This window comes from Thermoanaerobaculia bacterium, from assembly GCA_035260525.1.
In the GTDB taxonomy this organism is placed as follows: domain Bacteria; phylum Acidobacteriota; class Thermoanaerobaculia; order UBA5066; family DATFVB01; genus DATFVB01.
This window is the reverse complement of the sequence record DATFVB010000242.1, coordinates 1-7,198: the sequence shown is the minus strand read 5'-3', so window position 1 is coordinate 7,198 and position 7,198 is coordinate 1. Positions and strand designations below refer to the sequence as shown.

The following is a 7,198-nucleotide window of genomic DNA, read 5'->3' as shown; positions in this document are numbered from 1 at the left end:
TCGCTCCTGCTTTCGCGAATCGCGGAGGCGCCCGTGTCCACGGAGGAGATGCTCTCCGACGCGAAGGCCCGGTCGCGGCCTCCGGCGAAGATCGAGCCTCCCGCCGCGCCGCGAAACGATCGGCCGATACCGCTGGATGCGGAGGTCCGGGGCGTGCTGGAGCGCGAGCTGAAATTTCCCGCCGATGTGACGACGATTCTGGAGGAACGGAGCGCATTCGTGGTCTATCGGCTGGTCGCGGTCACTCCGTCCTCGTGGCGCGTGGACGCGATCGAAGTCGCGAAAGTCGATTTCGATTCGTGGTTCGCGCGGGAAGCCGCGAAAATCGATCGCTGAAGGAAGATCGCACCGCGTGCGGGGGCGCCGTCACTTCGGCGCGGGAACGAACTTCAGCGCGGCGGAGTTCATGCAATAGCGCTGGTGCGTCGGCGGAGGGCCGTCGTCGAAGAGATGGCCGAGATGGCCGCCGCAACGGCTGCAGAGGACTTCCGTCCGGTCCATGAAGAAGCTGCGATCGGTCTTCGTCTCGACCGCGGACTTCGAGATCGGCTGCCAGAAGCTCGGCCAGCCCGTGCCGGACTCGAACTTGGTGTCCGAGGAGAAGAGCGGGTTCCCGTCGGCCGCGCAGACGTAGGTCCCCTTCTCGTGGTTGTTCCAGTACTTCCCGGTGAAAGCGCGCTCGGTCCCCGCCTTGCGAAGGATCTCGTACTGCTCGGGAGTGAGATCCTTCTGCCACTCGGCGTCAGACTTCACGATCTTCTCGGCCATCGGCTTTCCTTTCGGGCTCTCGGCGTTTCCCCCGCCGAGCGAGCCGAGCACGGCGACGACGGCGGTGAGCGCGGTGAAAATCATCCACTTCTTCATGCCGTCAATCTACCACCGCGATTTCCAACGGCGGCGGCACTTGAGAAATTTCTCACCGCGCGCGGCGCCGGTCAGCGGCCGAGGACGGCAAGGGTCGCCGCGCGCGCGCGGCTCGCCGCCGCTTCGACCGGCTTCCACGCCGAGACGTCGGCGAGCGGGATGAGCGGTTTGCGAACCTCGAAGCTCTCCGTGGCGACGATCGCGTCGCCTTTCCGCGAGACCGCGAAGCGGTACGCCGCGTAGGGCGTGTCGGCTTCCGCCGGCTCGGGCATCCCCTCGATCGAGAGGCCCGGCGGGAGGCGGATCGTCGTTTGCAGCTCGACGCGCCGCGGAGGCCCGAGGTCGATGGGGGACCGCCGTTCGGAAAGTCTCGGGATCCGGCCGGGACCGATCGGACAGGGCAGCACCGGGAGGAGCGAGATCGACCCGGCGCGCCGCAGGAAGTCCGGGGCGATCACGGTGTAGGTCGACTCGAACGGGACCTCCCGCTCGTCGAGATGCGCGAAGGACGCGAGCGACACACTCGACCCGGGGATCTGCCGTTCGGCGCGGCGCGCGATCGCCTCGCTCCGCTCGAGCCCGGTCATCTCGCGGAAGTAACCGCGCTCCGAAACCGCCCCTTCGGTCGTGTCCTTCACCACGGCCGAGAGCCGTCCGTCGGAATCGAGTGTCGCGTCGACCACGCGCCGGTGGAGGTTGCGCCCGGCAGGCGCGTAAGGGAGGGTGAGGAGCACGCCGTTCCCGTTTCGGACCAGGAGCGACCGCGTTCCCTGCAGATCCCCGTCGATCTCGCCGAACGGCGTCCAGGAATTGGTCGGATCGAAGATCACGAGCAGCCCGTCCGCGAGCGTCACCGATGCGGGGAACGAGCCGCCTTTCGGGAGGTGGACGGCGACGATCAAGTGGTTGAACGCGGCGGGCGTCGGGAAATCGGGGTCGACCGACCCGAACTCGCGCGGCAGGGCGAGGACGGGGTAGGCGTCGACGCCCAGACGCTTGAGCAGCGCGATCGTCAGGAACGCCTTGTCCTTGCAGTCACCGAAAAGGCGCTGAGCCACGAGCGCCGGCGGGCGGGCGGCGTAGCCCCCTTCCCCCACTTCGAGGGCGACGTAGCGGATCCTGTCCTGGACCCAGCGCGCCGCCTCCGCGACGCCGTCCGGCCCGCCGATCCGGACCGAGGCGGGTGCGTCGCCGCGCGCCGCGGCGCTCTTCCTCTCGAACCAGGAGGCGACGTCGTTCCAGGAGCCGAACGCGAGATCGGAACGAGCGCCGGCCGGCGGAAGGATCGCGACCTCGACGTGGGCCGCGCGGTCGGCCTCGGGAGGAGCGTCCGTTTCCGGCGAAAGCGCACGTTGCGGGCCGAACCGATACGAAGCGCGGTTTCCCCCCTCCCCGGAAAGCGGCCCCTCGTAACCCTCCGGCGCGCGCGTCAGGCGCCAGCGATGCCGCCATCCCTCGGGAAGATCGACGACCACTTCCTGGCCCACGACCGGAACCTCGCGCTGCAGGGGAAGGATCCACTGATAGACGTCGCGGCGCGACTTCCGCGACAGGGCGAACGCGGCGGTGTCGCCGGGCGCGAGCCGCGGCGGCCGGAACAGGAGCCGGTACGTGTCCGTGAAGAATTCGGGGACCGCGAGCTGGGCCGACACGACGTCGCGGAGCCTCAGCTCTTCCGCGCTGCCGTCCGAGTGGACGCTCCACGCGCCCTCGACGTCCACCTTCGAGTCGTCGTCGTAAGTCTCGCCGAAGGTCCCGGCCGGAACGCCGCCGACGGTCAGGATCCGCACCGCCTCCCGGCGGAAGAGCTTCGTCGATCCCGACGAGGGCGCGGCAGTGATGATCTGCTGGCTCCAGAGCACCGCCGATTCCGGCGCCAGCCGCGCCGCGAGGAGCCCGGGGGAAACCGTCTCCCGGGAGGCGCGCACGACCCAGTCGGGCGTCGAGGCGGCGAGCGGGGCGGCGGCGGCGGCGGTGGCCGCGAGCCAGAACATCGCCGGTCTCACCGGGACGGCGCCGCCGATCCTTTTCGAAAGACGAGCGCGAATTCGGCGTCGCCCCGCGCCGCGGTCTCGAAAAGCGAACGATAGAGCGGGTAGGCTTCCGCGCTCGCGGAGGAGCGCCGCAGCTCGAAGAGCCTCTCGACGACGACCGAATCGCCTTCGGCGCGGGCGGTGACCAGGTAGTGTCCCGCCTCGCTGGCGGCGTCGTAACCGCGCGGGGCGCCGTCCATGACGTACCCGGCGGGGACCCGGACGGTGACGGCGTCCGCCTCGACCGTCGGATACGGAAAGCGGATGGGCTCGGTGCGCGTCGTCTGCGTGAAGGGGTTGTCCTGTCGCATCATCGCGAGAGGCGCGACGATGAAGCGCGATCCGACGTCCACCAGCGCGGGCCGCGTGAACGTGATCGTCGAGACGAACTCCGCGTCGGGCTCGTTTTCGTGCCGCACCTCGACCGAAGCGACGTCGGCCGGCGGGTCCATCTTCTGGTAACGGTCGCGGATCTCCTTTTCGTACTGCGCGCGACCCTGCCCGAAAAACGTCGATCGCGCCTCGAATCCCTGCTCGCCCGTCCAGTGGCTCTCGCGCACGATCTTCGCGTCGCCGTCGGCCGAGATGTCCATCGTCCAGACCCGACGGACCGCGTTCTGCGCCGGGATGCCGGCCGGAATGCGCACGATCTCCGCCTTCTCCGTATCGAGATCGACGGCGTAGCAGTCGGTGTCGAGGTGGTTCCACGGGACGACGCCGAACGGGAGCTCGGGGTGCTCGAAGGAGAGGTAGACCGGACGCGGAAGGCCCGGATCGCGGACCTCCACGACCTCGGTGTCGAACTGGAAGATCGAGGGGATCTGCGGATGAAACACGCGCTCCTGGAGATCGGGGCACCAGACGATCCGGCACGTCCACCCGTCGGCACGGAGCAGCGAGACGAACGCCGCGACGAGGTCGTTGGCGTCGCCGCTCCCGTGGTCGAACGCGTCCGCCGCGTCGTCGTTCTTCTTCCATCCCCCCTTCGGCGGCGTCTTTCCCGCGGGAAGGGCGTCGCGGTTCTCGAGAGTGGACTGCACGTAGGCGTAGAGGGCGCGGAGCCGCGCGGCGGGATCGGCCGCGTGCGAACCGGGGATCGCCTTCAGGCGATCCGCGACTTTCGACGGTTTCAGGAGCCGCTCCTTGACCCACGGGACGAGACCGACGTGAACCGCCCCCTTCCAGTACTGGTCGGCGCTCGTGGCGCGGAGATCGGCGAAGAAATAGGAGAAGATCAGCCCCGCGGAGCGTTCCTGCTCGGGAAGGCCGTGCGGCTCCGTGTGGAGCGCGGGGACGTTCTCCGCCTCGTAGTAGATCCGCCCCGGCTCGTTGCGGGCGCGGATCGTCACGCCGTTTTCGAAGCGGATCGCGCTCGAATAGCGGAACCCCGCCCGCGGGGTCGACACCGATTCGCGGAGAACGTCGAACTTTCGCTGGAACGGTATCTCGACGTGGTACGGCCCGCGGTTCCCGAACGTGCCGTACTCGCGGTACGTGTACTCGACGAAGCTCCCGGGCTCGAGCGCCGGCATCGTGAAGCCCTTTCGCCGCAGGCGCACGCCGGCGGCCTTGAGCGTCGTGATCGTGCGGATGTCGCGCGGGGCCAGCGGGGTCACGACGCCGGTCGCCGAGACGGTGCGCCCCTCGATCTCGAAGGCCTCCTCGTCGAGATCGTCGACGGTTCCGATCTCGAAACCGGTCCGCGAGAGGACCTTCGCGCGCACGTAGACGTGGAAGACGTCGTCGATCGACTCCTCGGAGATCTCGAGATACACCGCCCCGGCGACGCCTCGGGCGGGATCCTCCGCGATCGCGCGCTCGGCCGGGGACGGGTCCTTCCACCGGTACGCCACGGCGGGTCGGGCCGAAGAGATCGCCACGGCGCAAGCGAGCGCGACGAGGAACCGCGGGGAACGGGGCATTGTGCGAACGATAACCGAATTCCCGGGAGGCGTCTGCCTGTTCGAACGGCCAGCGGCGCGCGGTCGACTAGAATTCGCGCCGGAGGTCCCATTCATGCGGAAATTCGTTCGCGCCCTCGCGGCGACGGCCGTCGTTTTCGGGGCAGTGCTCGCCGCGCTCGTCGCCTTCCTCGCCCTTCGACCGCCCAAAAGCCGGCCGCCATCGGCGGAGAGGATCGAGATCACGCCGGCGCGGGTCCAACGCGGCCGGTACCTCGTTCGCCACGTGACCGACTGCCTCGGCTGCCACTCCGATCACGATTTCCGCCGATTCGGAATGCCGATCAAACCCGGAACGGAAGGACAGGGCGGTTTCGCGTTCGACGAGAAGCTCGGCGTCCCCGGCGTCGTCTGCGCCCAGAACATCACGCCGGACCCCGACTACGGCCTGGCGCGCTGGACCGACGGCGAAGTGCTCCGCGCGATGCGCGAAGGGGTGGACCGGAACGGCCGCGCCCTCTTCCCGATGATGCCGTATCTCGGCTACCGCACGCTCTCCGACGAGGACGCGCGGGCGATCGTCGCGTACCTCCGGACGCTGCCGCCGATCCACAAGTCGGTCCCGCCCAAGCGCATCCGGTTTCCCCTGAACCTCATCCTCAAGTCGGTTCCGCGGCCGCTCGACGGGCCGGTCGCGGCGGTTTCGCCGACCGACTCCGTCGCCTACGGCAAGTACCTCACGACGATCGCGGGCTGCGTCGGGTGCCACACGACCGAGGATGCCCGGCACCGGCCCATTCCCGGAATGGAATTCGCCGGGGGGAACGAATACCGCGGGCCGTGGGGAACGAACCGTTCCGCGAACCTGACGCCGGAGGAACACACGTGGATGGGCCACGCGACGAAGGCGGAATTCATCGGCCGCTTCAAGGCGTTCGCTCCGCTCGCCGAGAATTCTCCCGTCGCCCCGCGGGGGCAAAACACCGTGATGGGCTGGCTCGCGTTTTCCGGGATGACCGAGGAGGATCTCGGCGCGATCTACGATTACCTGAAGACGGTCAAGCCCGTGCGCCACGACGTCGTCACGTTTCCCGACGCGCCGTCGGCGGCGCGGCCGGGCAGCACGGTGGCTTCCGACGCCGGGAGCGCGCCATGAAGCCGCATGCGCCGCGCGCTCTCGCGCTCTGCGCCGCCCTTCTCCTGCTGGCCCCGGCCGCCGCGCGCGCGGCTGTCGCGGCGGCGGAGGGTGATTTCGTCATCCGGAACTTCCGGTTCGACTCGGGCGAGTCCCTGCCGGAGCTCCGCCTCCACTACCGGACGATCGGCAAGCCGCGCCGCGACACCGCGGGCGTCGTGCGCAACGCGGTGCTGATCCTGCACGGCACGACCGGGAGCGGAAAGCAGTTCATGACCGAGAACTTCGCCGGAGTGCTCTTCGGGCCGGGCGAGCTCCTCGACGCGGCGACCCACTTCATCGTTCTCCCCGACGGGATCGGGCACGGCGGGTCGAGCAAGCCGAGCGACGGGATGCACGCGCGGTTTCCCCGCTACACGTACGACGACATGATCGCCGCCCAGCACCGGCTGCTGACCGACGGCCTCCACGTGAACCATCTCGAGCTCGTGATGGGGACGTCGATGGGAGGCATGCAGACGTGGATGTGGGGGGAGAAGTACCCGGACTTCATGGACGGCCTCGTGCCGCTCGCGAGCGTGCCGACGCAGATCGCGGGCCGCAACCGGATGATGCGCAAGATGATCATGGATGACATCCGGGACGACCCGGGCTGGAACGGCGGGGACTATCGGGACCAGCCGCGCGGGCTGCGCGCCGCCGTCCAGGTGCTCCTCTTCATGGTCTCGAGCCCTCTCCAGTGGCAGAAGGCCGCCCCGACGCGCGACGCCGCGGACCGGTTCCTCGACGAGCAGATGCACGCCCGCCTGGCCGGGCTCGACGCGAACGACATGCTCTACGCGTTCGACGCTTCGCGCGAATACGACCCTTCGCCCGACCTCGCGAAGATCCAGGCGCCGCTCGTCGCCATCAACTCGGCCGACGACCAGATCAACCCGCCGGAGCTCGGCTTCATGGAGAAGCTGATTCCGCGGGTGCGGCGGGGAAAGTACGTCCTCATCCCGACGAGCGACGCCACCCGCGGGCACGGGACGCATTCGTTCCCGGCGGTGTGGAAAAATTACCTGGAAGAGTTGCTGCGAGAGATCGAAAAGAAGTAGACCGCTCGGAGTTGATTTCCTCGATCGATTGACGCCACGACGAGGCGCGTCGAGGCGCGAGCCCGACGGGATGCGGGCTGCCGGCCGGCGCCTAAGGCGTACCGAGAGCGTACGTCGTGGCGACGGCCGGCGGCACGCGCCCGTCCGGCTCGATGCATCGCCGCG

General features: G+C 69.1%; 6 protein-coding genes. 3 read left to right on the top strand and 3 right to left on the bottom strand.

Going from position 1 to position 7,198, the window contains the following annotated elements; genetic code table 11:
• The coding region (locus VKH46_12110) for a hypothetical protein (protein HKB71582.1) at positions 1-336 on the top strand (336 nt) is incomplete at its 5' end.
• Positions 337-366: 30 nt separating this feature from the next.
• Here VKH46_12110 and msrB read toward each other — a convergent pair.
• The 3 genes from msrB to VKH46_12095 form a co-directional block, all read right to left on the bottom strand.
• On the bottom strand, positions 367-864 hold the full coding sequence (msrB, locus tag VKH46_12105; GenBank protein HKB71581.1) for a peptide-methionine (R)-S-oxide reductase MsrB: 498 nt from the start codon (positions 862-864) through the stop codon (positions 367-369).
• 71 nt (positions 865-935) lie between these two features.
• A complete protein-coding gene (locus VKH46_12100; GenBank protein ID HKB71580.1) occupies positions 936-2,870 on the bottom strand; it encodes a DUF3857 domain-containing protein in 1,935 nt (644 codons plus the stop codon).
• On the bottom strand, positions 2,867-4,819 hold the full coding sequence (locus tag VKH46_12095) for a transglutaminase domain-containing protein (GenBank protein HKB71579.1): 1,953 nt from the start codon (positions 4,817-4,819) through the stop codon (positions 2,867-2,869). Before VKH46_12095 ends, VKH46_12100 begins: the two co-directional genes overlap by 4 nt.
• Positions 4,820-4,913: 94 nt before the next feature.
• On the opposite strand from VKH46_12095, the gene VKH46_12090 reads away from it, so the two are divergent.
• Both VKH46_12090 and VKH46_12085 read left to right on the top strand, forming a co-directional pair.
• Entirely contained in the window at positions 4,914-5,954 is a 1,041-nt protein-coding gene (locus tag VKH46_12090; GenBank protein ID HKB71578.1) for a cytochrome C, read from the top strand.
• On the top strand, positions 5,951-7,033 hold the full coding sequence (locus tag VKH46_12085; GenBank protein ID HKB71577.1) for an alpha/beta fold hydrolase: 1,083 nt from the start codon (positions 5,951-5,953) through the stop codon (positions 7,031-7,033). The genes VKH46_12090 and VKH46_12085 overlap by 4 nt, the downstream gene beginning before the upstream one ends.
• Positions 7,034-7,198 lie beyond the last annotated feature (165 nt).

What these genes read in the sequence shown, in the direction of transcription:
- msrB (HKB71581.1), bottom strand. Translation starts at nt 864, where the DNA reads ATGAAGAAGTGGATGATTTTCACCGCGCTCACCGCCGTCGTCGCCGTG.
- VKH46_12095 (HKB71579.1), bottom strand. Translation starts at nt 4,819, where the DNA reads ATGCCCCGTTCCCCGCGGTTCCTCGTCGCGCTCGCTTGCGCCGTGGCG.
- VKH46_12090 (HKB71578.1), top strand. Translation starts at nt 4,914, where the DNA reads ATGCGGAAATTCGTTCGCGCCCTCGCGGCGACGGCCGTCGTTTTCGGG.
- VKH46_12085 (HKB71577.1), top strand. Translation starts at nt 5,951, where the DNA reads ATGAAGCCGCATGCGCCGCGCGCTCTCGCGCTCTGCGCCGCCCTTCTC.